Origin of the sequence: Jatrophihabitans sp., assembly GCF_046262535.1 — a bacterium.
Classification (GTDB): Bacteria; Actinomycetota; Actinomycetes; order Mycobacteriales; family Jatrophihabitantaceae; genus Jatrophihabitans.
Window position 1 is genome coordinate 1 of sequence record NZ_JBHEMO010000059.1, and the last position, 24,559, is coordinate 24,559.

A 24,559-nucleotide genomic window follows, 5' to 3' on the forward strand; every position below is an offset into this window, starting at 1 on the left:
GGCGGGCCATCGAGGCCTGGGCGCGGCCGGTGAACTCCTCCGGCTTGCGCTGCGCGTAGTCGTGCCACTCGTCGAACTCGACGCCGATCGGCAGGTAGGACAGCGGGTCGTGCGCCGACGTCTGGTCGGTGACGATGTCGATCGGCGCGTCGTTGGCCAGGAACTGCGGGACGAGGGCGGCGGCGTTGCCGAGCAGGCCGATCGAGAGGGGACGCCGGGCGTTGCGGGCTTCTTCGGCCAGGTTTAGCGCCTCCTGGATCGAGCTCGCCTCGACATCGAGATAGCCATGCTCGATCCGGCGCCGGATCCGCGACGGGTCGCACTCGATGCAGATCGCGACTCCGCCGTTCATGGTCACGGCCAGCGGCTGCGCCCCGCCCATGCCCCCGAGCCCGGCGGTGAGGGTGATGGTGCCGGCCAGGGTGCCGCCGAACCTCTTGGCCGCGACGGCCGCGAAGGTCTCGTAGGTGCCTTGCAGAATGCCCTGCGTCCCGATGTAGATCCAGGAGCCGGCCGTCATCTGCCCGTACATGGTCAGCCCGAGGTTCTCCAGCCGCCGGAACTCGTCCCAGTTGGCCCAGTCGCCGACGAGGTTGGAGTTCGCGATGAGCACGCGCGGCGCCCACTCGTGGGTGCGCATGACGCCGACCGGCTTGCCCGACTGGACGAGCATCGTCTCGTCCTGCTCCAGCGTCGTCAGCGTGCGGATGAGGGCGTCGTAGCTTGCCCAGCTCCGCGCGGCCCGCCCCGTGCCGCCGTAGACGACCAGGTCGTCGGGGCGTTCCGCGTTCTCGGGATCGAGGTTGTTCATCAGCATGCGCATCGGCGCCTCGGTCTGCCACGACCGGGCCGTCAAGCTGTTGCCGTGCGGAGCCTTGACCGGGCGTGCGCCCTCCATCAGGTACCTCTCTTCGATCGCCGTGGCTCCCATTGCACACCCGTCGAACGGTCGACGGCCATGGTCGAGGCACCTCCGTTGTCTGGGATCCCAGACAGCGGACTAGCCTCGCAGGCGTGCCCGCCGTGCCTGCTGCCCATCAGACGCTGGCGATCCTGCGTTATCTCAGCCGGCAGGCCGGTCCGGTGTCAGCGGCATCGATCGTCCGCGATCTGAAACTGCCGCGCTCGACGGTGTACCACCTGCTCGCCACGCTGGCCGAGGACGGCTTCGTGGCCCATGTGCCCGAGGACCGCCGGTACGCCCTCGGGCTGGCCGCCTACGAACTCGGGACCGGCTACGTAAGGCAGGCGCCGCTGCAGCGGATCGCCCGAGTGCCACTGGCCGATCTGGTCGACCGGGTCGGGCACTCCGCTCACCTGGCCGTGCTGCACGGACGCGAGGTGGTGTACGTCATCGAGGAGCGGGCGCCCGGCCGTCCTCCGCTGGTAACCGACGTCGGGGTGCGGCTGCCCGCGCAACTCACGGCCAGCGGCCGGGCCATGCTGGCGCGGCTGCAACCGGCCCAGGTGCGGGCGCTGTTCCCCGACCCGGCCGCGTTCGTACTGCGCACCGCAGCCGGGCCCAGGTCGCCGTCCGCCCTTAGGGCGCTGCTCGTCGACATCCGCCGTCGCGGCCATGCCTTCGAGGACGGCGAGGTGACAACCGGTTTCGCGTCCATCGCGTCGCCCGTGCTCGACCACTCGGGACACCCGGTTGCCGGAGTTGCCGTCACCTTCCCGGGCGCTGCGGTGCCGTCCGCGGCGCGCGAGCGGGTCGCCGCCCAGGTCGCGCGGACCGCCGCCACCATCACCCGGCGCATCGGCGGTACGCCGGCGTGAGGGGGGCGACGCCCGCTCGCGCTCGACCCGAGCCGGGAACCAACTGCGGCACGCCGAAATGGTCAGCTGCTCTGGTCGGTGGGCGAATGGCGGCCGCAAGCCGCCCCTCGTGTGCGCGGGTCGGGCACCCGGCCGCCCGGCGGCGGCGGCGGTCCGGTCAGGCTCCGACGCCCGCCACGTCCATGTCGCGCAGTTCCTTCTTCAGCTCGCGGATCTCGTCCCGCAGCCGCGCAGCGACCTCGAACTGCAGTTCGCGCGCCGCGTTCAGCATCTGGTCGTTGAGCTGCTGGATGAGGTCGGCGAGCTGCGCCCGCGGCATCTCGGCCACGTCCAGCCCGCCACCGGCGTGCGCACCCACGCCGACGACACCGCCGGAGACCCCGCGTCCCCCGCGCCCGGGCACCGCGGACTTCCCCCTCGACTGCGACCGGCCCGATCCTCCGACGGCCAGCATCTCCTCGGTGTCCGCGGCTTCGCGGGCCAGCATGTCGGTGATGTCGGCGATCCGCTTGCGCAACGGGGTCGGGTCGATGCCGTGCTCGACGTTGTAGGCGACCTGCTTCTCCCGCCGCCGATTGGTCTCGTCGATCGCCTGCGCCATGGACGGGGTGATCGTGTCGGCGTACATGTGCACCTGGCCCGACACGTTGCGCGCCGCGCGACCGATCGTCTGGATCAGCGATTTGCCCGAGCGCAGGAAGCCTTCCTTGTCGGCGTCGAGGATCGCGACGAGCGACACCTCGGGCAAATCGAGACCTTCGCGCAGCAGGTTGATGCCCACGAGGACGTCGTACTCGCCCATCCGCAGTTCGCGCAGCAACTCCACCCGGCGCAAGGTGTCCACCTCGGAATGCAGGTAACGCACCCGGATGCCCTGCTCCAAGAGGTAGTCGGTCAGGTCCTCGGCCATCTTCTTCGTCAGTGTCGTGACCAGCACGCGCTCGTCCCGGTCGGCCCGCTCGCGGATCTCGTGCACGAGGTCGTCGATCTGACCCTTGGTCGGCTTGACGATGATCTCGGGATCCACCAGGCCGGTCGGGCGGATCACCTGCTCGACGAACTCGCCCTTGGTGCGGCCCAGCTCGTAGTCACCGGGTGTCGCCGACAGGTACACCGTCTGCCCGATGCGGTCGACGAATTCCTCGAACTTCAGCGGCCGGTTGTCCATGGCTGACGGCAACCGGAAACCGTGGTCGACGAGCGTGCGCTTGCGCGACATGTCGCCCTCGTACATGCCGCCGGTCTGCGGCACGGTCACGTGCGACTCGTCGATGACGAGCAGGAAGTCCTCGGGGAAGTAGTCGAGCAAGCAGTTCGGGGCACTCCCCCGCTCGCGCCCGTCGATGTGAAGGGAGTAGTTCTCGATGCCCGAGCAGAACCCGACCTGGCGCATCATCTCGATGTCGTAGGAGGTGCGCATGCGCAGCCGTTGCGCCTCGAGCAGTTTGTTCTGGCCTTCGAGCTCGGCCAGGCGTTCCTCGAGCTCCTTCTCGATGCCGCGGATCGCCTTTTCCATCCGCTCCGGACCGGCGGCATAGTGGGTCGCCGGGAAGACGAAGACCTCGTCGACCTCGCGGACGACCTCGCCGGTGAGCGGGTGCAGGTAGTAGAGCCGCTCGATCTCGTCACCGAACATTTCGGCTCGGATCGCGAGTTCCTCGTACACCGGGAAGATTTCGACCGTGTCGCCGCGGACCCGGAAGGTGCCGCGGGTGAAGGAGAGATCGTTACGGGCGTACTGCACATCGACGAGGCGACGCAGGATCGTCTCGCGCTCGATCTGCTGGCCGACGCGAAGCCGCACCGACCGGTCGACGTATTCCTGGGGCGTGCCCAGACCGTAGATGCAGGACACGGTGGCGACGACGACGACGTCGCGGCGGGTCAGCAGCGACATCGTGGCCGAGTGCCGCAGCCGCTCGACCTCGTCGTTGACCGAGCTGTCCTTCTCGATGTAGGTGTCGGTCTGCGGGACGTAAGCCTCGGGCTGGTAGTAGTCGTAGTAGCTGACGAAGTACTCGACGGCGTTGTGCGGCAGCATCTCGCGCAGTTCGTTGGCCAGCTGGGCGGCCAGGGTCTTGTTGGGGGCCATCACGAGCGTCGGCCGCTGCAACCGCTCGATCAGCCAGGCCGTGGTTGCCGACTTGCCGGTGCCCGTGGCGCCCAGCAGGACGATGTCCTTCTCGCCGGACCGCACCCGCTTCTCGAGTTCCTCGATCGCCGTCGGCTGGTCGCCGGACGGCTCGAAGTCGGAGACCACCTCGAACTTGCCGGTGCTGGGGACGAGGTCCGTACGAACGCGCATGCCTCCACGGTACGAGGCGGGTACGACAACCTGGGCCACCTCGTGCGGGAGCCTGACAGACTCGGCAGATGGTGGAGATCGAGTTCCTCGATCCGGACGAGCCGCCCCCCGGCCTCGACACCGCCGGGGGCGAGGAGATCGGCTCCGAGCCGGTCCGCCGCGCCCCGCCCGACCGCACCCTCGTCGCCGCATGCGTCCTGCTGGCCGGAGCGGCTGCCCTGGCAGTGGCCGCACCATTCCAGGACTTGCTCGTCATACGGCAGCAGGGGGCGGGCCGGTCCGTCACTTTCGCGGCGGACGGCTGGGGCCGGCTCTTTCTGGGGGCCCGGTCGGACGACCCCGGCCCTCTTCACTTCAGCCGATTCGGCATCCCGCTGGTCATCTGCGCGGCGCTGCTGATGGTGGTCGTCGCGGGCCTACTGGCGGCCGCCGCCAGAGCGCCGCTTCCCGATCGGGTGCTGAGGTTCGGTGGGTTCGCCGCGGCGGGGCTTACCGGGGTCCTGGCCGGGCTGGTCTTCGCCATGTGGCTGCTGGTCGCCGCCCAGTTCGGCAGCACCCCCACCAGCACGGTGGACGTCGAGCTCGGCGCCCCGTCCCCTCCGCAATTCCAGTACGGCGCGTGCATCTGGCTGTCCGCCGCCTCCGTCGTCGCCTCCGCGCTCGGCCTCGGTGCGGCCGGCCGCTGGCACCGGGAGCGCAGGTCCGGCCGCCATGCCGAACGTCACGGGTAGCGGCGGCTCCGAACGGGTAAGCCGGCGTTACGCGGCACGGCTCTGGCAGGGTTGGAGCGACGCACAACCTGCAAGACGTTTGGAGTGACGTGGAAATCTGGCCGGGGAACCCCTACCCCCTGGGCGCGACCTACGACGGATCGGGCACGAATTTCGCCCTGTTCAGTGAGGTGGCCGAGAGCGTCGAGCTGTGCCTGTTCGACGCGGACGGGACGGAGACCCGTATCCCGCTGCCCGAGGTGGACAGTTTCGTCTGGCACGCATTCCTGCCCGGCATTGAGCCCGGTCAGCACTACGGCTACCGGGTCCACGGACCCTACGACCCGGAAAACGGTCTCCGCAGCAACCCCAACAAGCTGCTGCTGGACCCGTACGCCAAGGCCATCGACGGGACGATCGAGTGGGACGAGTCCCTCTACGGCTACCACTTCGGCGACCCGGACAGCCGCAACGACGACGACTCGGCCGCCCAGCTGCCCAAGTGTGTCGTCATCAACCCCTTCTTCGACTGGGGCGTCGACCGCCCGCCGCGCCGGCCCTACGCGGAGACCGTGGTGTACGAGACGCACGTCAAGGGCATGACGCAAACCCACCCTGATCTGCCGGAGAACCTGCGCGGCACCTATGCCGGCATGGCGCACCCGGTGATCGTGGAGCACTTGACCCAGCTCGGGATAACCGCCGTCGAGTTGATGCCGGTGCACCACTTCGTCAACGATTCCTTCCTGATCGAGAAGGGCCTTGCGAACTATTGGGGCTACAACACGATCGGGTTCTTCGCCCCGGACCACAAGTACTCGTCGAGCGCGTCAGCGGGCGGCCAGGTCCAGGAGTTCAAGGCGATGGTCCGGGCGCTGCACGAGGCGGGCATCGAGGTCATCCTCGACGTCGTCTACAACCACACGGCCGAGGGCAATCACCTGGGTCCGACGTTGAGCTTTCGCGGCATCGACAACGAGGCCTACTACCGGCTGGTCGAGGACAGCCCGCAGTACTACATGGACTACACCGGCACCGGCAACAGCCTCAACGTCCGGCACCCGAACTCGTTGCAGCTGATCATGGACTCGCTGCGCTACTGGGTGACCGAGATGCATGTCGACGGGTTCCGGTTCGACCTGGCCGCGACCCTCGCCCGCGAGTTCTACGACGTCGACCGGCTGGCCACCTTCTTCGACCTCGTCCAGCAGGACCCGATCGTCAGCCAGGTCAAGTTGATCGCCGAGCCCTGGGACGTCGGGCCCGGTGGCTACCAGGTGGGCAATTTCCCGCCGCAGTGGACGGAATGGAACGGCAAGTACCGCGACACGGTCCGCGATTTCTGGCGTGGCGAGCCCGGCACGGTCGGCGAATTCGCCGCTCGGATCACCGGTTCGGCCGACCTGTACAAGACGTCCGGACGCCGCCCGGTGGCCAGCATCAACTTCGTCGTCGCGCACGACGGGTTCACGTTGCGCGACCTCGTCTCGTACAACGAGAAGCACAACGAGAACAACCTGGACGACAACAACGACGGCGAGAGCCACAACCGGTCGTGGAACTGCGGCATCGAGGGCGAGACCGACGACACCGGCATCGTCGAGCTGCGGGCGCGTCAACGCCGCAACTTCATCGCCACCCTGTTCCTCAGCCAGGGCGTCCCGATGCTGTGTCACGGCGACGAGCTCGGCCGCACCCAGGGTGGCAACAACAACGGCTACTGCCAGGACAACGAGGTGACCTGGATCGACTGGAACCACGTCGAATCCGACCTGGTGGCGTTCACGCGCCACGTCTCGGAGCTGCGCCGCGACCACCCGGTCTTCCGCCGGCGTCGCTTCTTCGACGGCCGCCCCACCCGCCGCGGCGACCAGTTGCCCGACATCAGCTGGTTCACGCCGGACGGCAAGGAGATGACCGAGGAGGACTGGGACGCCGGTTTCGGTCGCAGCATCGGCGTCTACCTCAACGGCGAGGGCATTCCCGACCGGGACGCCCGCGGCCAGCGCGTCCTCGACGACTCGTTCATGCTGTGCTTCTGCGCCCATGACGAAGCGATCGACTTCACCGTGCCCGGTGAGGACTACGGGACCGCTTGGGAGGTCGTTGTCGACACGACCGCACCGGTGGCCGACGGCAAGGTGATCAAGGCCGGCGGCAGCGTGCAGGTCGGCCCGCAGACCATGGTCGTCCTGCAGCGGACTGCTTGATGAGCGTTCCCAGCTCCTCCTACCGGCTGCAGATCCGCTCGTCCTTCGACCTGTACGCCGCCGCGGATGTGTGCGACTACCTCGCGACCCTCGGAGCCGGCGCGGCGTACCTGTCGCCGCTCCTGCCCTCGGCCCGGGGGTCCGACCACGGCTACGACGTCATCGCATTCGACACCGTGGATCCGCAGCGCGGGGGCATCGACGGGTGGACGCATCTGCTCGCCGGCGCCCGCGCGCGGGCGCTCGACGTCGTCGTCGACATCGTCCCGAACCACACCGGCGTCGCCGACGCGGCCGAGAACAAGGCGTGGTGGGACGTGCTCGGAGCGGGCCGCGAGGCCGCCCACGCGCACTGGTTCGACATCGACTGGGCCCGCGGCCGGCTGCTGCTCCCCGTGCTCGGTGACGACTTCGACGACACGCAGCTCGAGGTGGTCGAAGGCACGGGGCCGGACGGTCGCACCGGTCCCGAACTGCACTACTTCGAGCACCGGTTCCCGATCGCCGACGGCACCGGCCCGCGCGAGGGCGACTCCCCCGCCGACGTGCATGCCCGTCAGCACTATGAGCTCGTCAACTACCGGCGGGCCGACACCGAGCAGAACTACCGCCGCTTCTTCGCCGTGACGTCGCTGGCCGGGCTGCGGGTCGAGGACCCCGAGGTCTTCGACGCGACGCACGACCAGATCGCACGCTGGATGCGCGAGGACGGCATCGCCGGGCTGCGTGTGGATCACCCCGACGGCCTGGCCAACCCTTTCGGGTACATGGAGCGGTTGCGGACGGTCGCCGGCGAGGACGCGTGGCTGCTGGTCGAGAAGATCCTCGAAACGGGCGAGGAGCTGCCGCCGGATTGGCCGGTCGACGGCACGACTGGATACGACGCGCTGACCGAGGTGGGCGAGGTCTTCGTCGACGGCACGGCCGAGGGGCAGCTGGACGTGCTGTATCGCGAGCTGACCGGTGACCAGCGCACGGCCGAGGAGCACGTGCACGCGGGCAAGCGCGACGGCGTCGAAACGATCCTGCAGGCGGAGGTCAACCGCCTGGCCCGGCTGGTGCCCGCCATCGAGCGGGCCGGCGAAGCGCTCGCCGAACTGCTGGTCGCCTTTCCGGTCTACCGCTCGTACCTGCCGACCGGCGCCGCTGACCTGGCGACGGCCATCGAACGCGCCCGCGACAGCCGTCCAGATCTCGCCGACGCGATCGACGCGCTGACCCCGCGCCTGTCCGATCCGGCCGACGAACTCTGTTCGCGGTTCCAGCAGACGTCGGGCGCTGTGATGGCGAAGGGCGTCGAGGACACCGCCTTTTATCGCTACACCCGCTTCGTCGCCCTCAACGAGGTCGGCGGTGATCCCGCCCGTTTCGGCCTCGACCTCGACGGCTTCCACCGTGCGCAGTGGCGCCGGCAGGAGATCGCCGCGCGCGGGATGACGACGCTCTCGACGCACGACACGAAGCGCGGCGAGGACGTGCGCGCCCGGATGGCCGTCCTGAGTGAGCTCCCGGAAGCGTGGGGCGCCCTGGCCCGGCAGCTCATGGCCGCCGCGCCATTGCCGGACCTTCCGTTCGCCTACCTGTTGTGGCAGACGTTCGTCGGCGTCGGTTTCATCGAGCGGGACCGCATGCACGCCTACGCCGAGAAGGCGATGCGCGAGGCGGCGACGTCGACGACGTGGACCGCGCCCGACGAGCGGTTCGAGGCGGCGGTGCATGCGGTCGTCGATGCGGCCTACGCCGAGCCCGCCGTGCACGGACCGTTGGCCGCCTTCGTCGACCGGGTCACTCCGCCGGGCTGGTCGAACTCACTGGCCCAGAAGCTGGTGCAGCTCACCATGCCGGGCATCCCGGACGTCTATCAGGGCACCGAACTGTGGGAGGACTCGCTCGTCGACCCCGACAACCGGCGCGCGGTCGACTTCGACGGCCGGCGCGCGCTGCTCGATCAGCTGGACGCCGCGGACGACCCGCCGGCCATCGACTCGTCGGGCGCCGCGAAGTTGTGGGTCGTGTCCCGCGCCCTGCGGCTGCGGCGCGACTGGCCTGACCTCTTCGGCGGTTACGCGCCCCTGATGGCGTCGGGCAGCGCGGCCGCGCACGCCCTCGCCTACGACCGCGGTGGCGCGATCACTGTGGCGACGCGGCTGCCGGTGGGGCTCGCGCAGGCCGGTGGCTGGGGCGACACGGCGATCGACCTCGGCGGTCCGGCGACCGATGTCATCACCGGGCGCAAGGTCTCGCGCGAGGTGGGCCTGGGCGAGTTGCTCGACAGCTATCCGGTCGCCTTGCTGGTTCGCTGACCAAGATCCGCCTTCCAGCCCGGGCTGGTTGATTTCCCGCGCCGAAATCAACCACGACGGGCGGGAAGCGCGAGCGGGGTCGCTCAGTGCGGTGGGGTGAGCCGCTCCTTGAGGGCCGCCACGTCCAGCTTCGGTTGCGGATACTGAGGGTCGAGATCGACCAGCGTCTCGCGTAACAGCTCGCCGATCGCCCAGTTGCGGTACTTCTTGTGATCGCTGGGCACGACGTACCAAGGGGCCACGTCGGTGTTGCACCGCTCGAGCATCTCGGAGAACGCCGACTGGTAATCACTCCACCGCGCGCGCTCCTCGAGGTCGCCCTCGTTGAACTTCCAATGCTTGTCCGGATTGTCGAGGCGGGCCAGCAGCCGTTTGCGCTGTGCTTCGAAGGAGATGTTGAGGAAGCACTTCAAGATCGTCGTGCCGCCGGCGACCAACTCGGCCTCGAAGTCGTTGATGATGTCGTAGCGAGCGCGCCACTCGTCCTCGGGGACGAGGTCGTGGACCCGGGCGATGAGGACGTCCTCGTAGTGCGACCGGTCGAAGACACCGATGACGCCCGCGGGTGGCAGCCGTTTGCGGATGCGCCAAAGGAAGTCGTGGGCGCGTTCCTCCTCTGTGGGCGCCTTGAAGGCCGTGTACTGGACGCCGATCGGTCCGAACGAGCCGACCACGTGCTCGGTGACGCCGCCCTTGCCGGCCGTGTCGATGCCTTGGAGCACCAGCAGGATGCTGCGCGTGCCGTCGGCCGTCGACTCCGCGTAGAGGCGGTCCTGCAGCCCGCGCATCTGGGCCAGGTCGTTGCGCAGGTCGCGGTTCTTCTTCGTCGGAGCGAGCGGGCGCGCGGCCGGGTTGTGGCCGGCCAGTTCCACCGGCCGCGTCCCCACTGCGAGCGCCTCACGCATGCTCGTGGTTGCCATCCAGTGATCCTGGCACGCCGTGGTTACCGCGCCGAACCGGTCGGGCAGGGTGAGCGGTGTGACTGCCATCCGCGTGTGGGCTCCCAACGTCTCGTCGATCCGGGTCCGGGCCGACGGTCAGGACACCCCGCTCGACAAGACCGACGGCGGCTGGTGGACGGGGCCCGACCTCCCGGCGGGCACCGACTACGCGTTCCTGCTCGACGACAGCGACGAGGCGATTCCCGACCCGGCATCGCGGCGGCAGCCCGAGGGCGTGCACGGTCCCAGCCGCGTCTACGACCAGAGCGGGTTCCAGTGGCGCGACGCCGAGTGGTCCGGCCGTGACCTCACCGCTGCGGTGATCTACGAGCTGCACATCGGCACCTTCACCGAGGGGGCGACCTTCGACGCCGCGATCGAACGGCTCGAACACCTGGTCGATCTCGGCATCACCCACGTCGAACTGCTGCCCGTGAACGACTTCAACGGAGTCTGGAACTGGGGCTACGACGGCGTGCTCTGGTACGCGGTGCACGAGACCTACGGCGGCCCCGACGGGCTCAAGCGGTTCGTCGACGCCGCGCACGGGCGCGGCCTGGCCGTCGTGCTCGACGTCGTCTATAACCACCTCGGCCCGTCGGGCAACTATCTTCCGCGCTTCGGCCCCTACCTGAAGACCGGCCGCAACACCTGGGGCGACCTCGTCAACGTCGAGGAACCGAACGTCCGGCCCTTCATCATCGACAACGCACTGATGTGGCTGCGCGACTACCACGTCGACGCCTTGCGCCTGGACGCCGTCCACGCGCTGCAGGACGACTCGCCGACCCACATCCTGGCTGAGCTGTCGGCGGCCACCGACGAGCTGGCCGGCGCGCTGGGCCGGCCGTTGACGTTGATCGCGGAGTCCGATCTGAACGACCCGCTGATGATCACGCCGCGCGACCTGGGCGGCTATGGGCTGGCAGCGCAGTGGGACGACGACGTGCACCATGCGCTGCACTCGACGCTCACCGGCGAGACGCAGGGCTACTACTGCGACTTCGGCCCGCTGCACGTCCTGGCCAAGACCTTCACGAAGGCGTTCCTGCACGACGGCACCTACTCGACGTTCCGTGGACGTGTGCACGGCCGTCCCATCGACCCCGCGGTGCACAAGGGCTGGCAGTTCGTGGTCTGCCTGCAGAACCACGACCAGGTCGGCAACCGAGCCGTGGGCGACCGGCTTCCCGAGCTCACGACGCCACAGCTCGTCGGGGTCGGCGCCGTGCTCCTGCTGACCTCGCCGTTCACGCCGATGCTCTGGATGGGCGAGGAGTGGGCCGCGGCGACCCGCTGGCCGTTCTTCACCTCCCATCCGGAACCGGAACTGGCCGAGGCGACGGCGAAAGGCCGGCTCGAGGAGTTCGCGGGACACGGCTGGGACACCGCCCAGATGATCGACCCGCAGGACCCGAAGGCCTATCGGAGCGCAATCCTCGACTGGTCGGAACCGACCGCGGGCACACACGCGGAAGTCCTCGACCTCTACCGCACTCTTCTGGCCCTGCGGGCCGCCGAACCGGATCTGCGGGACGGCGAGTTGGCCGAGGTGAAGGTCGACTTCGACGACGACGCCCGCTGCCTGGTCGTGCACCGTGGCCGGTTCCGGGTGGCGGCGAACCTGGCCGACGCCGAGCAGTCGCTTCCCGTGCAGGGCGGTGACGTGGTGCTGGCGACCGCCGACGCCCGGCCGTCAGCCGAGGGCCTCGCGCTTCCCGCGCAGAGCGCCGCGATTGTGCGGTTGTAATCCGGCCCTGATCAGCGATCGGTTGCCCAGCGGGCCGCCCACGCGTCGAGATGGCCGATCTCGCGAGCCAGCGACTCGCCGTCGGGCGTCAGCCGGTAGCCGCCGGCGACGTCGGCGACCAGGCCGGCGCCGAACAGCTCGGTCAGCCGGGTGACGAGCACGCTCTGGCTCATGCCGCCGACGGCACGCCGGAGGTCGTTGAAGGACAGTGTGCGCTCCCGCAGCTCCCACAGGATGCGCAGCGTCCATCGGCGGCCGATGAGGGTGAACAGCTCGGCGAGCGGACGGTCGGTCGTCGAGTCGCGAGTCGGCGAAGTCATGATGGCTGCGAATTTAGTACCGATGGACGGGAAGGGCCAGCGGGCTCCCCGGACGCGGCGCTACTGGATCTCGCCGACCACGATGCCGGGAACCGGTTCCTCGACGCGCACGACATCGGCTTGCGGCGCCTTGCCGGACTCGACCTCCCATTGCTCGACAAGGGCGCTGCTGCATCGCTGCGCCGAGTCGAAGTCCTCGAACGGACCGACCGCGCGCGGCCCTACGAGTTGCTGCCCTTCGTCGGTGAGCACCACCACGAACACCGGCCACCTCCACTTTCGGCGTAGGCAAACCTATCAATTCGGCCGCGGGCCGCGCGGCTCCGGCGCGTCGATCACCCGGCCGGGGAACCGCTCCGGCGGCGGTCCGAACGCCTTGCGGGCGGCTCGGATGGCGGCCCGGGCCAGGGCGGCGTTCCCGCCGGCGCCGATCGCGGCACCGATACCCAGCGGGAGCGCCCGGCCGAACAGCAACGCGCCCTGCCTCGTACCGATGCGGCGGACCAGCAGTCGTCCCAGATGGCTGTTGATGCCGGTGATCCTGTCCTTCGGCGTGGAACGGGACAGCACTTCGGCCCAGTGCGCCTCCCCGGCCGCCGCACCTTGGAGGGCTGGGATCGCGGCGTCGCCGACGAGCACGGAGACGACCAGCGCGCGGCGGACCTCGGGATCGCTGACCGGCACGCCGTGGAGTTCGGCCAGCGCGAGCACGAACATCGCCGACGCGGACACAAAGGCCGTGATCTCGGCCGCGCCGGATGCGATCGTGGCGACGGTCCCGGCTCCGGGCACGGCCGCCGCCGCCCCGGACGCTCCGCCGATGCCGACCACTGCGGCCAGATACCGCTTCTCCAGCTGCTCGACGACCTCGGCCGGGGTGAGCTCCGGATGTTTGCGCCGGACCCGGTCCAGGTAGTTCTGTACCACCGGCCGCTGGATGGTCAGCGCCTTGTCCAGGGCGGCGTCGAGGCCCCGTTCGACGCCGGGTGGCACCGGGATCCGGCGCTTATCCGACTTCGACTTGGCCACGCTCCTCCCCTACCCATCGGCGGCCCGTCATGACACGTCCTGGCGGCGAACCCACACCTCGCGCACGATCAGCAGCAATGCCGCAGCGGTGGGCAGAGCGAGCAGCGCGCCGACGATGCCGCCGACCGCGCCGCCGATGAGCACCGCGACGATCGTCAGGTACTCGGGGATGTCGACCGAGGAACGCATCACCCGCGGGTAGATGACATACCCCTCGAGCGCCTCGTAGACGGCGTAGAACAGGACGCAGGCGATTCCCGTCGACAGCGACGTGGCGAACCCGACCAGCGATACCACGCTCGCCCCGACGATCGACCCGAGGAGCGGGACGAGATCGAGCAGCGCGACCAACAGGGCGAGCGGCAGTGCGTAGGCGCTCAGTCCCACGCACAACAGGAGGACGAGCGTCACCGTTCCAGCCAGCAAGGCCACCCCGACGGCACCGATCACGTATCCGCCCACGCTGCGCAGGATCGCGTCGCCCAGCTTCTCGACGCGGTCGCGGCGGCTGGCCGGAGCCAGCGAGTACATGCCCTTCTTCAACTGCGGCAGCGCGGATAGGAAGTACAGCGTGAGGACCACGACGACGACGGTGTTGAGCAGCAGGTTGAGCACCGAGATGCCGACATCGAAGATGCGGCTGAGCGTCGACGACGACAGGTTGGCGTCCTGGATCCGGTCCTGCAGACCGGACAACACGTGGTACTTGTGGTCCAGTTTCGCTACGGACCGGTTGCGGCGCAGGTCGTCGAGCAACCGCGGCGCGTTGTCGACGAGTGAGGTGACCTGCGACTCCAGGGCACCGCCGATCACGAACACGACGGCAGTGATCACGCCGAAGAACAACACGGCCACGGCGACGACAGCCCAGCCGCGCTTCATCCCCCTCCGTACGGCGAACGCCACCACCGGGTCCAGGCCGACCGCGAGGAACGCCGAGATCAGGACAAGGACGAGCACCGAAGCCGCCTCGTCGACGGCGAACCCGAGGACCAGCGCCGACAGGCCGCCGAGCGTGAAGAGGAACCCGCGATTGAACGGCGTCTGCCGCGATATCGGCGCGCCGGGCTCGCCGTACCGGGTGGTCTCGGTCTCGGGCTCGGGCACCCACGGCTCCCCTCGCGCGGCCGCAGCGTCGCGGCGTGGCGCCACCCTACGGCGGGCCGTGCTGAGATTGGTGGATGCGCGTCCTGTTGCCGAGCCCTGCCGACGAGGTCGACGTCCATGCGTTCTACGCCGATCACTGGCTGGAGCCCGGCGGGCTGCGGGTCAACTTCATCGCTTCGGTCGACGGTGCGGCGTCCGCGGCCGGCAAATCGGCCGGGCTGCAGACTCCGGGGGACAACCTGGTCTTCGCGGCGCTGCGCGACCTCGCTGATGTCGTTGTCGCCGGCGCCGGGACGGTCATGGCAGAGGGCTACCGGGCGATCACCGTGCCCGAGCCGCGCCACTCCATCCGGCGGGCCTACGGCCTGCGGGACGCACTGCCGACCGCGGTGGTCAGCCGGACGCTGCGCCTCGACCCGTCGGCGCCGCTGTTCGTCGATGCGGGCGGCGAGAGCCGCACGATCGTACTGACGTGCGAAGCCGCGCCGGCTGACCGCCTCGCCGCGCTCGGGCGTGTCGCGGACGTCGTGATCTGCGGCGGTGACGCGGTCGAGCCGGCCCGCGCCCGGGCCGCGCTGGAGGAGCGCGGCCACTCCCGCCTCCTGTCCGAGGGCGGCCCGACCGCATTCGCCGATTTCGTCGCCGGCGGCGTCGTCGACGAACTGTGTCTCACCGTTTCGCCCCTGCTCATCGGCCCGGGACCGGTCCGGGTGACCGCCGGCGCCCAGTGGGCCGGGCCCGCCGGGCTCGCCCTCGTCGGAGCGCTCGAAGAGGACGGCGCGCTGTTCCTGCGCTACCGGGTGGACCGGCCGGCTGTCGGACCGCTCGCCTAGCCTCGTCGTCGTGATCGTCCACGAGCTGTCCCGGACGCACGCCCGCCGGATCGCCGTCCGGGCCCAACTGCTCGACACTCCCCGGCCGACCGACCTCATCGACACGGTGCGGCACCTGACGATGCTGCAGCACGATCTGACGGCGGCGGTCGCACGGAACGCCGAGCTTGTCGTGTGGAGCCGGCTGGGCTCCTCCTGCGCACGCGCGGCCGTCACCGACGCAGTCGACGAACTGGGGCTCATCGACGTCCAGGGGTTGCTCCGGCCGGCCGAGGACCTCGTGCTGTACCGCGCTGAGATGGCCGAGTGGCCAGGGGTCGACGACGTGCCGTTGTGGCTCGAGGGCCAAGCCGCGTGGGTGCAGGCGAACGACGGGTTCCGGCGTGACGTGCTCGACGAGCTGCTGCGCGACGGTCCGCTGACGCAGCGCGAACTGCCCGACACGTGCACGGTGCCTTGGCGCTCGTCAGGGTGGAACAACAATCGCAACGTCGCCATGATGCTCGAGATGTTGGCGCTGCGCGGCGAGGTCGCACTGGCCGGCCGTCGGGGCCGCGACCGGCTGTGGGACCTCGCGTCACGCATTTACCCCGACGACGACCCCGTGCCGGCCGCCGAGGCGGTGCGGATCCGCAATCAGCGGCGGCTGCGCTCGCTCGGCATCGCGCGGGCCAAGGGCCAGGTCTGCCCCAACGAACCGAACGGCGTCGACGAGGTGGGCGAACCCGCGGTCATCGAGGGCGTGAAGGGGCAGTGGCGCGTCGACCCGATGTACCTCGAGGGCTCGTTCCGCGGGCGGACGGCGATTCTCTCGCCCCTCGACCGGCTCATCTTCGACCGCAAGCGGATGGTGGAGATCTTCGAGTACGACTACCAGCTCGAGATGTACAAGCCGGCGGCCAAGCGCCGCTGGGGCTACTGGGCCATGCCGATCCTGGACGGGGACCGCCTTGTCGGCAAGATCGACGCGACCACCGACCGGAAGCGCGGCGTCCTGCGGGTCGACGCGATCCACCAGGACGTCCCGTTCTCCAAGACCATGACCGAGTCGGTCGGCCGGGAGCTCGAGGATCTCGCGACCTGGCTCGGCGTCGACCTGCTCTTGCCCGCGGACTGAAGAAGCAGGCGGCTAGACCGGCCGCGCCAGCTCCAGCGCAAGCCGCAGCGGCGCCGTGAATGGGCCGAAGTCATGGTCCCCCAACTCGGCTTGGGCCACCGCTCGAAAGATCAGGGCACGCAGAAAATACTGCGGGAAGTCCGGACGGTCCGCGACGGCGTCCACAAGGTGCGAGCCGGCGCCTTCGCGGAGCAGCGCGTCGACCACCACGATGGCGGCCGCGGTGACCGGCGGACGCCAGAACGGAGAAAGATCGAGGATGACCGGCGCCCGGCCATCGGCGAACAAGACGTTGCCGGTCAGATCGCCGTGGACGAGCTGCGCCGGCGCGTGGAGCGGGCGGAGCAAGGGCACGATCTCGCGAACAGGGGGCACGTCGAGGAATGCGCTCGCCGGGGTCTCCCCCCACGCGACCCGGTCCGCCACCGCCCACGGGTCAACGCGCTCGTCCATCCACCCCGGCCGAGGCACGTCGGCCACTGCGCGATGAAAGGCGTCACCGGTCGCGATGATGTCGAGCCACCGGCCGGCCGCCGGCCGCCCCGCTTCGAACCGCCAGGCGGTCCACCCGTCGACGACGAGCTCTCCGGGCGGGGATCGCAGCGGCGGCGCGACCCGGAACTCCGGGTGCCCGTCCACGCGGTTGAGCAACGACTCCTGCCACGCGAGCGTCTCGGGATCGCAGTCCAGCGGCTTGAGGACGACCCCGCCGACCCGCCACACCGTGCGCCGGCCGCCGGAGAGCGCAACGGCATCGCCGGACGCGCCGAAGGCCGCCACCACGTCGGGCGGCGGTGGGTCGCCGGGATCACCAGTCGGCACTGTTACGGCGCCGTCCAGGGCAGCTCGCGTTCGCCGGAGCGCAGTCCGGACTCGCGGGCGCGGGCCGCCGCGGCGGCCCGATCCGCGACGCCGAGCTTGGTGAAGATGCGAGCTTGGTGAAGATGTTGGTGATGTGGTTGCGGACCGTCTTCTCGCTGAGGAAGAGCGTTCCGGCGATCTCGGTGTAGCGCCGGCCGTCGACCATCAGGCTCAGGATCTCGGTCTCCCGCTCAGTCAGTCCCAGGTCCTTCGCCGCCCGGCTCGGCGACGACCCGGTCAGCCGATCGGCGACGGCAGACGCGGCCGCCGCGCCGAGCACCATGTTGCCACAGGCAACGGCCCGGATCGCGGCCACGATGTCCTCCTGCGTCGCGCCCTTGAGTACGTAGCCGCGGGCGCCCGCCCGCAGCGCCGCGATAACCGCGCGATCGTCCTCGTACATCGTCAGGATCAGCACCGCACCGGCGAAGCCCTGGGCGGTGAGGCGGTTCGAAACCTCGATGCCGTTCAACGCCGGCAGGTTGAGGTCGAGGAGGACGACATCCGGGCCGTTCGCGGCGATCACCGCGAGCGCCTCGTTCCCGTCGCTCGCCGAGCCGACGACCATGACGTCAGCAGCGTCCTCCAGGGCCCCGAGCAGTCCGCGGCGGAATATCGGGTGATCGTCGACCACCACCACGCGGATGCCGCCGGGCCGATCCCCCTCACCCATCGGCGCTCACCGGTGCAAGCGGCAGGCGGGCCTGGACCCGGGTGCCCGTCGACGAACTCCGCACGTCGACCGAGCCTCCCAGTTCGGCGGCGCGTTCGAGCATCGAGGGCAGACCGCTGCCTCCGTTGCGGCTCGCCGCGCCGCCGTGGCCGTTGTCCGTCACCTCGAGAAGGAGCCAGCCGTCGGAGGACGACAACGTCACCTCGCAGTGCGTCGCCCCGGCGTGCCTGACCACGTTCGTGAGCGCCTCCGAGCCGATGCGGTACGCGGCGACGTCCGCCGCGGCGGAGACCGTCGGCAGCTCGCCGGTCCGCACGCTGATCTGACAGTCCGTCCGAGCGGCGAACGCGTCGCACAACTGCGTGAGCGCTCCGGCCAGACCAACCTCGTCGAGCATGGGCGGCCGCAATCCGTCGACGACCCGGCGCACGTCGGTGATCAGGCCGGCGACGTCGTTACGAGTCTCCTTGATCAACCGGCTGGCCCGTTGTGGGTCGCCGTCCAGCGCGCGGTCGGCGGACTCCAGGCCGAGCGCGACACCGGCCAGCGTGGGCCCGACGCCGTCGTGCAGCTCGCGCCGAAGCCGCTGCCGCTCGACCTCACGCGAGGACACGAGGCGCTCGCGGGTGTGCTTCACTCCGACGGCGAGCGAGGCCGCATGGAGCACCACCCCCAGTTGGGCCGCCGCCGCGCCGAGCATGCGCTCCTCCTGATGGTTTCAGTCCCTGTGCGCGCCGTCCGGCCCGCAGCTCGCCCAGCTCCTCCCCGGAGTGGCGGACAGGGAATCGCTTCTCCGTCCCGGACGGCATTCCGACCGCGGCGATCGGCTCATGCTCGGAACCCCCATCGACGAAGGCGGCCACGTAGGACAGCCGCAGCGTGTCGGCGAGCGCGGCGACCAGTGCCGGCGCCGCGGCGTCCTCCGACGCCAGTTCCAGCTCCCGTGCGAGGCGGGACGACACGGCCGCGGCGTCTCGGCGCTGACCGTAGAGCAACCAGTCGACGAACGTCCGCAACTTCGTGCTCACCAGCTCGACGAGCAAGACGACGAGGATCGCCACGAAGATGATCTGCTCGTTGGTGCCCGAGTACTTCCGGATGAGTGGAACGACGAGAATGATCACCGCCATCGCGACGAGCGCGAGCAGCAGGGTGGAGAGCACGCGGTGTGCCACGGACTCGATGGTCCGGCGCGCCGCGCTCCCGGTGAGCGTCGGCACGGTCAGGGATTGCTCGGTCGCCGGCGCCGGCCCAGGGCTGACACGGCGGCGATGACGGCGACAACGAGGAAGATCAAGATGGTCACCATGAATCCGTACCAACCGAAGGCGCTGATGTAGTACCACGCGCCGGACGTGTCGTCCGCGCCCGGCGCGGAGAGCAGGAACAGGCCGACCGCGACCAGGAAGATCACGGACAGGACGCGGACGGGGTGCTGACGAATCATTTTCTTCTCCTTCGCTCTGTCGCAGCCACGTGCTGCGATACCGGAAACGGTCGCAGCCACCTTGTCCCGATGTCATGGGAGCCGCGGTCCCGATGTGGGGGCGCTCCTGTCACAACTGTGCGACACGAACGCGGACCCGGCCAGTCCGCGGACAGGATCATCACGATGGCACGCTGGAGTCATGGGAACCGGCGACCGGCTGCACTTCGCGGTTCTCGGCGACTCGATCGCTTACGGGCAGGGCGCCACCCGGCAGACGGAGACCGCCGGCGCTCGGCTCGCGGCCCGGCTGGCCGCGGCCGGAACGCCGGCCGAGCTGCGCGTCTTCGCCGTTCCCGGCGCCCGCAGCGACGCAGTGGCCGCCCAGGTGCGGCGCGCGGTCGAGTGGGGTGCCGAACTCGCGCTGATCATCATCGGCGCCAACGACCTCACCCGCCTGGTACCGCCGGACCGGGCGGCCGCTCAGCTGGGCGACGCGGTCACCCGCTTGCGTGCCGCAGGCGCGCAGGTGGTCGTCGCGCCGGCCCCCGACCTCAGCGCCGTGCCGTGGGTGCCGCCCCAGCTCCGGGCGGTGGTCAAGGCCGGCAGCGACCTGCTCCGGGCGGCACAGACCCGGGCGGCGATCGGCGCGGGGGCCGCGGTTGCCGACGTGGGCGGCGGCACCAGCGCGGCCTTCGCTGACGACGTCTCCCTCTTCTCGGCCGACCGCTTCCATCCCTCCAGCGCGGGTTACGCGCGCATCGCCGAGGCGCTCGCACCGGCCGTGCTCGCCGCGGCGGAGGCGTGTCGGGGCCGGACGGCAGAATGAGCCCGATGAAGCTGCCAGTGATGCCACCCGTCGCGCCGATGCTCGCCAAGTCCGTCCCGACCATCCCGGCCGGCGCTTCCTACGAGCCCAAGTGGGACGGCTTCCGGAGCATCATCTTCCGTGACGGCGACGAGGTCGAGTTCGGCAGCCGCAACGAGAAGCCGATGACCCGCTACTTCCCGGAGCTCGTCGAGGCGGTCAGGGCCGAGTTACCCGAAAGGTGCGTGCTGGACGGGGAGATCGTGATCGCGACCGATGGCGGCCTCGATTTCGAGGCGCTCCAACAGCGCATCCACCCCGCCGTGTCGAGGGTGACGATGCTCAGCGAGCAGACCCCGGCGTCGTTCATCGCGTTCGATCTGCTGGCCCTGGGCGACGAGGACTACACCAGGCGCTCGTTCGCCGACCGCCGGGCCGCCCTCGAGGGAGCGCTGGCCGCCGCGTCCCCGCCCATTCATCTCACTCCGACGACCGACGATCTCGACGTCGCCCAGCGGTGGTTCGTCGAGCTGGAGGGCGCCGGTCTCGACGGCGTCATCGCGAAGCCCCTCGACGGTATCTACCAGCCGGACAAACGGGTCATGTTCAAGATCAAGCATGTTCGGACGGCCGACTGCGTGCTGGCCGGTTTCCGGTGGCACAAGACGTCGACCGAGCAGAGTCCGCTCGTGGGGTCGCTGCTGCTCGGCCTGTACCAGGACGGCAAGCTGCAGCACGTCGGTGTCGTCGGCGCGTTTCCGGCGAAGCGTCGGGCGGAGCTGGTGGGCGAGCTCGAACCGTTGGTGTTGCGCGACGGCGACGAGCACCCCTGGCAGGAATGGGCCAGCGCCGAGGCCCACCAGGGACAGCGCCTCCCGGGCAGCGTGAGCCGCTGGAACGCCACCAAGGACCTGTCCTTCGTGCCGCTGCGCCCCCAGCGCGTGCTCGAGGTGAAGTACGAGCACATGGAAGGCACCCGATTCCGGCACCTCGCGCACTTCGTCCGCTGGCGCGACGACCGAACGCCGGAATCGTGCACGTACGAGCAACTCGAGCAGCCGTTGACCTTCGCCCTCAACGACATCGTCCCCGACCTCAGCCGGCCTGCCGGTCCGGCTTCGCCCTGAACTATCCTGTGCCGATGGCCGCACGCCGAGCACAGGCTGGGCTGGCCCGCCCCCGCCCGCAGCCACATCCGGAAGCGAAGCGCAAGGCCACGTCGGCCAACGGCCAGCTCGCCACCACCGCCGGCAGCGCCATCGTCACGGCCGCCCGGGTCGGGCGCCTGCTCGGCCGCTCCGGCTGGCGGATCGCCAAGCAACTGCCCGGCGTCACCGCCATGGAGCATCAGGCGCAACGGCTCAGGCAGGCCGCCGCCGCCGAGATGCTGCGTCTGCTCGAGGTGCCGCAGCAATTCTTCGGGACCGCGAGCCCGGAAGAGCAGCGCGTGATGATGCTCGTCCAGAACTCCGACACCGACCCCACTCCGTTGCGGACAGCCATGACCGAGCTGCTGCACCGTTCGTCGGTCTCGACGGACCGGACGAGCCGGGAGTACCTGTTCGGGACGATCGTCAGCCAGTTGGTGCCCGACGAAGCCCGCATCCTGGCCGCGCTGGCCGACGGCGGCCGGTTCGCCGCCGTCGACGTGGTCGCGCGGCAGGTCGGTCGCCCGGGCAGCCGCACCGTGCTGGCCAACGCCTCCGTCGTGGGCAACGTCGCCGGTGTCGCCTGGCCGCAGAACACGACGACCTACATCGCGCGGCTGCACAGCTTCGGCCTCGTCGAATTCGGGCCGGCAAGCGAGGAGCTGAACAAGCAGTTCGGCCAGCTCGTGGCCGACGAGGCCGTCCAGTTCGCCCGCAAGCAGATCGACACGGACAAGCTCGGCAGCGCGAAACTCATCCGCAAGAGCGTCGCGCTGTCCGCCCTCGGCCGTGATTTCTGGGCCGCCTGCGCCCCCGACCGCAACCGTCTCGCCAATCCGGCGGGCTGACCGCTCGGTACGGTGCAAGGCGTGGCCCGTGCATCGCGTCGTCGTCCGCTCCCGCGCACGGCATTGGCCGGGTTGGCGACCATCACGCTCCTCGCTGCCTGCACGTCGGACGTCCAGAACGGGCACGGCGCGCTCGCCGGCTCCGCGAGCGCGCCGAGTTCGACGCCGGCGCCCGCGCCGTCCGCCGGCTCCGCGCCGGTGCCCGCCCAGTCACCCGCCGATTTCGCCGACTGCAGCGACCGGATCAACATCTCCGCGCTTGGGCTGCCCGCCGGCCGGCAGGCGCGGCTCAGCTTCGATTGCGCCGGCATCGCGGTGCCGTTGGACTACGCCCACCCGAACGGCGAGACGGTCAAGCTGCAACTGATCCGGGTGCACGACAGCGCCAACACGTCGTCGACCGGCTCGCTGCTCGTCAACCCGGGAGGCCCGGGCGGCTCGGGCGTCGAGCTCGCGCTCGGACTGGCCGGCCAGATCTCCGAGACCGTCCTGTCCCACTTCGACCTCGTCGGCTTCGACCCACGAGGCGTCGCCTCGTCCAGCCCGATCGAGTGCCTGAGCGACGCGGAGAAGGACCGCCTCAACGCGGCCGCGCCGGACATTCGCACCGCGACCGGTTTCGCCCAGGCCAAGCGTCTCGCCAGGACGGTCGCGGACGAGTGCTCGGCGAAGTACGGCAAAGATCTGGCCGATTACAACACCGTCCAGGCCGCGAAAGACATGAATCAGATCCGCGAAGCGGTCGGCGACAAGCAGCTGAACTACCTCGGTTTCTCCTACGGCACCGAGCTCGGCGCCCAATACGCCCATCTGTTCCCCGGCACGGTTCGCGTCGCCGTCCTCGACGGTGCCGTCGACCCGCTGACCGACGACATCACCTCCTTCGCCGACCAGCTGCAGGGCTTCGAGGGTGCCTTCGACCAGTTCGCCGCCTGGTGCCGGCAGCGCAGCCCGTGCAACCGCGTCGGCAACCCGCGACAGGCGGTGACCAGGGTCGCGGCCGACGCGACGACGGCACCGATCCACAGCTCGGCGCCCGGCGAGACCCGGAAGGCGACGAGCTCGATCGTGTACACCGGCGTGCTGTCGGCGTTGTACTCGCAATCGCGATGGACAGACCTCGGGCAGGCGCTGCTCGATGCCGGCAACGGCGACGCAAAGGGCATCTTCGCCCTCGCCGACGACTACAACCAGCGCTACCACGGCCATTACACGAACATCAGCGAAGCGAACACGACGATCAACTGCAACGACTCCAAGCCGGGCCCCTCCGATGCCACGATTCGGGCCACGGCACGGTCGTGGGCCACCCGCTTCCCGTTGTTCGGGCTGTGGTCCGCGCCATCGCTGTTCTCCTGCCAGCAGTGGCAACCGCAGCGGACGGTACCGCCGTTGCCGACGGCCCCGACACCGAACCAGATCCTGGTGGTCGGCAACCTGCACGACCCGGCGACGCCGTACCAAGGCGCGAAGGATCTGGCCAGGACGCTCGGCAACGCCGAGCTGCTGACGTGGGACGGCGAAGGCCACACGTCCTACCTGCAGGACAGCACGTGCGTGGACGACTACGTGAATGCTTACCTGGTCAGGGGAAAGCTCCCACCAGCCGGAACGACGTGCCCGCGCTGAGTGATCAGGTTCTCAGAAGGGATCCGAAGGTGGGGTGCCGCGCGAAGTGGCTTCCATGATGACCGAGGAACCGGCGCTCGAGGTGCGCGAGCCGACCGGCGCTGTCCGCGGGGTCGTCTTGGTTCTGCACGGAGGGCGGGCGAACGGCACCACCCCGGTCCGCGCGCGCCAGCTGGCTGTGCTGCGAATGGCGCCGTTCGCGCGTTCTCTGCGGCGAACCGGGGCCGAGGAGGGTCTCGCGGTCGCTCGTCTTCGCTACGTCGTGCGCGGCTGGAACGGCGCCAGCCGGTCCCCGGTGCCTGATGTCGAGTGGGCGCTAGACCAGCTGGCCAACCGCTTCCCGGACGTTCCGACGGCGCTCGTCGGCCACTCCATGGGTGGCCGAGCTGCCATCTACGCGGCGGCACATCCGTCCGTGCACGCCGTGGTCGGCCTGGCGCCGTGGATCGAAGCCGGTGACCCGTACGCGCAGCTGGCCGGACGTCACCTCCTGGTGGCTCACGGAGACGGCGACCGGATCACCAACGGGAGCGCGTCCGCGGCGTGGACCCGCCGCGCCGCCACGGTCGCGGCCTCGGCCAGCTACGTCTCGGTTCGCGGCGACGGACACGCGATGCTCAAGCGGGCGTCGCTCTGGCACTCGTTGACGACGTCCTACGTACTCGAGAAATTGTGCGGAACCGTGCCGGACGACGCCGGCTCCCCCGCTGCGGCCGTCATGTCCCAGGTACTTGCCGGACAGACCCCGCTCGTCGTGTGATC

At 70.0% G+C, this 24,559-nt stretch carries 24 protein-coding genes; 12 read left to right on the forward strand and 12 right to left on the reverse strand.

The features are described 5' to 3' along the window. The coding region (gene hutU, locus ABR571_RS09005) for a urocanate hydratase (RefSeq protein WP_409452891.1) at nucleotides 1-898 on the reverse strand (898 nt) is incomplete at its 3' end. Between the two features lie 116 nt (nucleotides 899-1,014). Between hutU and ABR571_RS09010 the strand changes: the two genes are divergently transcribed. Beyond that, the gene (locus ABR571_RS09010; RefSeq protein WP_409452856.1) at nucleotides 1,015-1,779 is read left to right on the forward strand and encodes an IclR family transcriptional regulator; all 765 of its coding nucleotides are present in this window, start codon (nucleotides 1,015-1,017) and stop codon (nucleotides 1,777-1,779) included. A 157-nt stretch (nucleotides 1,780-1,936) separates the two neighbouring features. Here the strand turns inward: ABR571_RS09010 and uvrB are convergent, their stop codons facing one another. Next, a complete protein-coding gene (gene uvrB, locus ABR571_RS09015) occupies nucleotides 1,937-4,084 on the reverse strand; it encodes an excinuclease ABC subunit UvrB (protein WP_409452857.1) in 2,148 nt (715 codons plus the stop codon). Between the two features lie 68 nt (nucleotides 4,085-4,152). On the opposite strand from uvrB, the gene ABR571_RS09020 reads away from it, so the two are divergent. The 3 genes from ABR571_RS09020 to treY all read left to right on the forward strand — a co-directional run bounded on the left by ABR571_RS09020 (nucleotide 4,153) and on the right by treY (nucleotide 9,307). Continuing rightward, complete coding sequence (locus ABR571_RS09020) at nucleotides 4,153-4,815, forward strand: hypothetical protein (protein WP_409452858.1); 663 nt, start codon at nucleotides 4,153-4,155, stop codon at nucleotides 4,813-4,815. An 89-nt stretch (nucleotides 4,816-4,904) separates the two neighbouring features. After that, nucleotides 4,905-7,004: a glycogen debranching protein GlgX gene (glgX, locus tag ABR571_RS09025; RefSeq protein ID WP_409452859.1), complete on the forward strand. Its 2,100-nt coding sequence runs from the start codon at nucleotides 4,905-4,907 to the stop codon at nucleotides 7,002-7,004. Continuing rightward, entirely contained in the window at nucleotides 7,004-9,307 is a 2,304-nt protein-coding gene (treY, locus tag ABR571_RS09030; RefSeq protein ID WP_409452860.1) for a malto-oligosyltrehalose synthase, read from the forward strand. The genes glgX and treY overlap by 1 nt, the downstream gene beginning before the upstream one ends. A gap of 83 nt (nucleotides 9,308-9,390) precedes the next feature. Here the strand turns inward: treY and ABR571_RS09035 are convergent, their stop codons facing one another. Then, nucleotides 9,391-10,296 carry a PPK2 family polyphosphate kinase gene (locus ABR571_RS09035; protein ID WP_409452861.1) on the reverse strand — a complete coding sequence of 302 codons (906 nt, stop codon included), beginning with the start codon at nucleotides 10,294-10,296 and terminating at the stop codon, nucleotides 9,391-9,393. On the opposite strand from ABR571_RS09035, the gene treZ reads away from it, so the two are divergent. After that, the gene (treZ, locus tag ABR571_RS09040) at nucleotides 10,286-11,998 is read left to right on the forward strand and encodes a malto-oligosyltrehalose trehalohydrolase (RefSeq protein WP_409452862.1); all 1,713 of its coding nucleotides are present in this window, start codon (nucleotides 10,286-10,288) and stop codon (nucleotides 11,996-11,998) included. The two genes, ABR571_RS09035 and treZ, sit on opposite strands and share 11 nt — an antisense overlap. Nucleotides 11,999-12,009: 11 nt before the next feature. On the opposite strand, the gene ABR571_RS09045 is transcribed toward treZ, so the two are convergent. Genes ABR571_RS09045 through ABR571_RS09060 form a run of 4 tightly spaced genes read right to left on the reverse strand, consistent with a single transcriptional unit; the run spans nucleotide 12,010 to nucleotide 14,454 of the window. Then, the gene (locus ABR571_RS09045) at nucleotides 12,010-12,318 is read right to left on the reverse strand and encodes a winged helix-turn-helix transcriptional regulator (protein ID WP_409452863.1); all 309 of its coding nucleotides are present in this window, start codon (nucleotides 12,316-12,318) and stop codon (nucleotides 12,010-12,012) included. Nucleotides 12,319-12,378: 60 nt separating this feature from the next. Beyond that, nucleotides 12,379-12,582 (reverse strand): hypothetical protein, encoded by a 204-nt coding sequence (locus ABR571_RS09050; protein WP_409452864.1) that lies wholly within the window; start codon nucleotides 12,580-12,582, stop codon nucleotides 12,379-12,381. A gap of 33 nt (nucleotides 12,583-12,615) precedes the next feature. Continuing rightward, the gene (locus ABR571_RS09055; RefSeq protein ID WP_409452865.1) at nucleotides 12,616-13,347 is read right to left on the reverse strand and encodes a hypothetical protein; all 732 of its coding nucleotides are present in this window, start codon (nucleotides 13,345-13,347) and stop codon (nucleotides 12,616-12,618) included. A 27-nt stretch (nucleotides 13,348-13,374) separates the two neighbouring features. Next, nucleotides 13,375-14,454 (reverse strand): AI-2E family transporter, encoded by a 1,080-nt coding sequence (locus ABR571_RS09060; RefSeq protein WP_409452866.1) that lies wholly within the window; start codon nucleotides 14,452-14,454, stop codon nucleotides 13,375-13,377. 74 nt (nucleotides 14,455-14,528) lie between these two features. Here ABR571_RS09060 and ABR571_RS09065 point away from each other — a divergent pair, with 74 nt between their 5' ends. Further along, nucleotides 14,529-15,287, forward strand: coding sequence for a dihydrofolate reductase family protein (locus tag ABR571_RS09065; protein WP_409452867.1), 759 nt, complete (start codon nucleotides 14,529-14,531; stop codon nucleotides 15,285-15,287). Between the two features lie 10 nt (nucleotides 15,288-15,297). Next, complete coding sequence (locus ABR571_RS09070; RefSeq protein ID WP_409452868.1) at nucleotides 15,298-16,404, forward strand: DNA glycosylase AlkZ-like family protein; 1,107 nt, start codon at nucleotides 15,298-15,300, stop codon at nucleotides 16,402-16,404. A gap of 12 nt (nucleotides 16,405-16,416) precedes the next feature. Here ABR571_RS09070 and ABR571_RS09075 read toward each other — a convergent pair whose 3' ends face one another. The 5 genes from ABR571_RS09075 to ABR571_RS09095 are packed head-to-tail and all read right to left on the reverse strand — an operon-like array spanning nucleotide 16,417 to nucleotide 19,385. After that, on the reverse strand, nucleotides 16,417-17,226 hold the full coding sequence (locus tag ABR571_RS09075; RefSeq protein WP_409452869.1) for an aminoglycoside phosphotransferase: 810 nt from the start codon (nucleotides 17,224-17,226) through the stop codon (nucleotides 16,417-16,419). Next, entirely contained in the window at nucleotides 17,213-17,938 is a 726-nt protein-coding gene (locus ABR571_RS09080) for a response regulator (RefSeq protein WP_409452870.1), read from the reverse strand. Before ABR571_RS09080 ends, ABR571_RS09075 begins: the two co-directional genes overlap by 14 nt. After that, on the reverse strand, nucleotides 17,931-18,551 hold the full coding sequence (locus ABR571_RS09085) for a sensor histidine kinase (RefSeq protein WP_409452871.1): 621 nt from the start codon (nucleotides 18,549-18,551) through the stop codon (nucleotides 17,931-17,933). Before ABR571_RS09085 ends, ABR571_RS09080 begins: the two co-directional genes overlap by 8 nt. Then, a complete protein-coding gene (locus ABR571_RS09090; RefSeq protein ID WP_409452872.1) occupies nucleotides 18,538-19,113 on the reverse strand; it encodes a hypothetical protein in 576 nt (191 codons plus the stop codon). The genes ABR571_RS09085 and ABR571_RS09090 overlap by 14 nt, the downstream gene beginning before the upstream one ends. 47 nt (nucleotides 19,114-19,160) lie before the next feature. Continuing rightward, nucleotides 19,161-19,385 (reverse strand): hypothetical protein, encoded by a 225-nt coding sequence (locus ABR571_RS09095; protein ID WP_409452873.1) that lies wholly within the window; start codon nucleotides 19,383-19,385, stop codon nucleotides 19,161-19,163. 181 nt (nucleotides 19,386-19,566) lie between these two features. Between ABR571_RS09095 and ABR571_RS09100 the strand changes: the two genes are divergently transcribed. From ABR571_RS09100 to ABR571_RS09120, 5 genes are read left to right on the forward strand one after another with little or no spacing between them, the layout of a single operon-like run. Continuing rightward, nucleotides 19,567-20,193 carry a GDSL-type esterase/lipase family protein gene (locus tag ABR571_RS09100; protein WP_409452874.1) on the forward strand — a complete coding sequence of 209 codons (627 nt, stop codon included), beginning with the start codon at nucleotides 19,567-19,569 and terminating at the stop codon, nucleotides 20,191-20,193. Nucleotides 20,194-20,198: 5 nt separating this feature from the next. Next, the gene (locus tag ABR571_RS09105) at nucleotides 20,199-21,299 is read left to right on the forward strand and encodes an ATP-dependent DNA ligase (RefSeq protein ID WP_409452875.1); all 1,101 of its coding nucleotides are present in this window, start codon (nucleotides 20,199-20,201) and stop codon (nucleotides 21,297-21,299) included. Between the two features lie 14 nt (nucleotides 21,300-21,313). Beyond that, nucleotides 21,314-22,168: an Abi-alpha family protein gene (locus ABR571_RS09110; RefSeq protein ID WP_409452876.1), complete on the forward strand. Its 855-nt coding sequence runs from the start codon at nucleotides 21,314-21,316 to the stop codon at nucleotides 22,166-22,168. A gap of 21 nt (nucleotides 22,169-22,189) precedes the next feature. Continuing rightward, nucleotides 22,190-23,797 carry an alpha/beta hydrolase gene (locus ABR571_RS09115; RefSeq protein ID WP_409452877.1) on the forward strand — a complete coding sequence of 536 codons (1,608 nt, stop codon included), beginning with the start codon at nucleotides 22,190-22,192 and terminating at the stop codon, nucleotides 23,795-23,797. Nucleotides 23,798-23,852: 55 nt separating this feature from the next. Further along, nucleotides 23,853-24,557 carry an alpha/beta hydrolase gene (locus tag ABR571_RS09120; protein ID WP_409452878.1) on the forward strand — a complete coding sequence of 235 codons (705 nt, stop codon included), beginning with the start codon at nucleotides 23,853-23,855 and terminating at the stop codon, nucleotides 24,555-24,557. Nucleotides 24,558-24,559: the final 2 nt, after the last annotated feature.

Excerpts from the sequence above, each read along its gene's own strand:
- uvrB (WP_409452857.1), bottom strand. The coding sequence starts at position 4,084 with ATGCGCGTTCGTACGGACCTCGTCCCCAGCACCGGCAAGTTCGAGGTG.
- ABR571_RS09020 (WP_409452858.1), top strand. The coding sequence starts at position 4,153 with ATGGTGGAGATCGAGTTCCTCGATCCGGACGAGCCGCCCCCCGGCCTC.
- treY (WP_409452860.1), top strand. The coding sequence starts at position 7,004 with ATGAGCGTTCCCAGCTCCTCCTACCGGCTGCAGATCCGCTCGTCCTTC.
- ABR571_RS09035 (WP_409452861.1), bottom strand. The coding sequence starts at position 10,296 with ATGGCAGTCACACCGCTCACCCTGCCCGACCGGTTCGGCGCGGTAACC.
- ABR571_RS09045 (WP_409452863.1), bottom strand. The coding sequence starts at position 12,318 with ATGACTTCGCCGACTCGCGACTCGACGACCGACCGTCCGCTCGCCGAG.
- ABR571_RS09065 (WP_409452867.1), top strand. The coding sequence starts at position 14,529 with ATGCGCGTCCTGTTGCCGAGCCCTGCCGACGAGGTCGACGTCCATGCG.
- ABR571_RS09080 (WP_409452870.1), bottom strand. The coding sequence starts at position 17,938 with ATGGGTGAGGGGGATCGGCCCGGCGGCATCCGCGTGGTGGTGGTCGAC.
- ABR571_RS09095 (WP_409452873.1), bottom strand. The coding sequence starts at position 19,385 with ATGATTCGTCAGCACCCCGTCCGCGTCCTGTCCGTGATCTTCCTGGTC.
- ABR571_RS09100 (WP_409452874.1), top strand. The coding sequence starts at position 19,567 with ATGGGAACCGGCGACCGGCTGCACTTCGCGGTTCTCGGCGACTCGATC.
- ABR571_RS09105 (WP_409452875.1), top strand. The coding sequence starts at position 20,199 with ATGAAGCTGCCAGTGATGCCACCCGTCGCGCCGATGCTCGCCAAGTCC.
- ABR571_RS09110 (WP_409452876.1), top strand. The coding sequence starts at position 21,314 with ATGGCCGCACGCCGAGCACAGGCTGGGCTGGCCCGCCCCCGCCCGCAG.
- ABR571_RS09120 (WP_409452878.1), top strand. The coding sequence starts at position 23,853 with ATGATGACCGAGGAACCGGCGCTCGAGGTGCGCGAGCCGACCGGCGCT.